General features: G+C 51.2%; 3 protein-coding genes. 1 reads left to right on the forward strand and 2 read right to left on the reverse strand.

The genetic code is table 11. From position 1 onward, the window contains the following. On the forward strand, window positions 1-783 hold a 783-nt coding region (locus ACR0P9_RS11345), incomplete at its 5' end, for a M3 family metallopeptidase (protein ID WP_432620221.1). Window positions 784-836: 53 nt separating this feature from the next. Here ACR0P9_RS11345 and sigE read toward each other — a convergent pair. Both sigE and ACR0P9_RS11355 read right to left on the reverse strand, forming a co-directional pair. Continuing rightward, window positions 837-1,547: an RNA polymerase sporulation sigma factor SigE gene (gene sigE / locus ACR0P9_RS11350; RefSeq protein ID WP_432620223.1), complete on the reverse strand. Its 711-nt coding sequence runs from the start codon at window positions 1,545-1,547 to the stop codon at window positions 837-839. A 12-nt stretch (window positions 1,548-1,559) separates the two neighbouring features. After that, a partial coding sequence (locus tag ACR0P9_RS11355; RefSeq protein ID WP_432620225.1) for a sigma-E processing peptidase SpoIIGA occupies window positions 1,560-2,191 on the reverse strand: 632 nt, incomplete at its 5' end.

Consider the following 2,191-nt stretch of genomic DNA (forward strand, 5'->3'; position numbering starts at 1 on the left):
ATTCTTAAAGAAGGCTTTGACAACCGTTGGATTGATGTCTATGAGAACGTCGGCAAGTGCTCCGGTGCATACTCTGCCGGTCTGCGCAAGCATCCATATGTTCTGCTCAATTATTCGGGCACACTGGACAGCATGTTTACGTTGGCACATGAAATGGGTCATGCGATTCATTCCTATCTGTCCAACAAGCATCAGCCGGTTGCTTATTCCAATTACAGCATCTTTGTCGCAGAGGTTGCCTCGACCTGCAACGAAGCCCTGCTCATGCAGCATCTGCTCAAGACGACCAAGGACAAAAAACGCCGCGCATATCTCATCAACTATTTCCTCGAACAGTTCCGCACGACGCTGTATCGTCAGACCATGTTTGCAGAGTTTGAGTTGGAGATCAATCGCCGCAACGAGCGCGGCGAGAGCCTGACGGCACAGTCGCTCAATGCACTGTATCACGAGCTGAATCATCAGTATTTCGGCGATGGTATCGTCATTGACGAAGAAATTGATTTGGAATGGGCACGTATTCCGCATTTCTATTATGACTACTATGTCTATCAGTATGCGACCGGTTACTCTGCTGCCATTGCTCTGTCCCGCCGCATTCTCAAAGAAGGCGCACCGGCTGTCAAGGACTACATTCATTTCCTGTCCGGCGGCTGCTCGACCGATCCAATCTCTCTGCTGCGCGGTGCCGGTGTCGATATGGCATCGACCACACCGATTCACGAAGCACTCCAGCTGTTTGATGAGTTAATCACCGAAATGGAACAGCTGATGGAGGAGTAAATAGTCTCTGACACGCAAAAACGCCCGCCTGAACACAATCAGGCGGGCATTTTTTATACCCATCTCATCATATCTTTTTTCATTCGTTTCATAATCCGTTTTTCCAATCGGGAAATATACGATTGGGAAATGCCCAGCAAGTCCGCCACTTCTTTCTGCGTGTGTTCTTCCCCATCCGTCAAGCCAAACCGCATACTGATGATGGTCTTTTCGCGTTCCGGCAGACGGCTCAGTGCCCGATGCAGCAGCTGGCGGTCAACATCATCTTCCACCGGTCGAATGACGCAGTCCGGCTCTGTGCCCAAGATGTCCGACAGCAGCAGTTCATTACCATCCCAATCGGTGCTCAGCGGTTCATCAAAAGACACTTCGGTTTTCTGACCGGAAACCTTGCGCAAATGCATCAGAATTTCATTTTCAATGCAGCGCGAAGCATAGGTTGCCAACTTGGTCTTTTTCTCCAAATTATACGTTTCAATGGCTTTAATCAGTCCAATGGTTCCAATCGAAACCAAATCTTCCATATGAATACCGGTATTTTCAAACTTCCGCGCGATATAGACAACGAGCCGCAAATTGTGTTCAATGAGCCGATCTCGGCAAGTGCGGTCTCCCTGTTGAAAGCCCCACACCGCTTCCTGTTCTTGTTTTGCCGTGAGCGGCGGCGGCAAAACAATCGGGCTTCCAATGTAAAAAATCCCTTTTTCCGATGGAAACAATCCCAATCGGCACAATATTTCCCGCAGCTTTTCCCAAATTCGCATACCCTTCTCCTTTCACGGTTCAATGAGTCCGTCAAATTCTCCGGAGCAAATATCCGCCACGGAAACAGCCACCATACAGTCATAGGCGCTGCCATCTGCCCGCACAACAGCACGAGGACGAAAGCACGGCAGCAATCCCCCGCCGCCTACGCTGTGAAACGCAAGCAGCCGCCATCCCGTCACACCACGCTGTTGGGTCTGCTGCACCAGCTCGGCAGCATTGTCCTGTTTGAGATTTTGCGCGATAAACCGCTGCTGCTCCGGCAGAATGCGCATGGCGGCGTCCCGTGTCAGCAGCAGCACTGGCTTTCCTGTCATCGGATCCCGCAAGGTATTGCCGCTGTCCACCAGCAAAAATACCTGTGCTTGCTGTTCTTCACAGCAAATGCAAACCGATTCGCCGCACGGCCGATTATCCTTTGCCTGATTGCGAAAGACAAAACAGCTGAGACCATATGCCAGCAATGCTGATGCCGCCAATACCCGCCGCGAAACCTGTACCACCAACACGCCATTTTGCATAAGAGGCGTTCCGCTCAGTTGCTCCAATGCTACCGCTACGCCGCCAAACACAAACGCCACCAGCAGCACCAGCAGTGTTTGCCGCACGAGCAGACGCATATGGCGAATAGAAAATGCTGTTC

It is taken from the genome of Butyricicoccus sp. (genome assembly GCF_050872565.1).
Taxonomy (GTDB): domain Bacteria; phylum Bacillota; class Clostridia; order Oscillospirales; family Butyricicoccaceae; genus Butyricicoccus_A.

What these genes read in the sequence shown, in the direction of transcription:
- sigE (WP_432620223.1), bottom strand. Translation starts at nt 1,547, where the DNA reads ATGCGAATTTGGGAAAAGCTGCGGGAAATATTGTGCCGATTGGGATTG.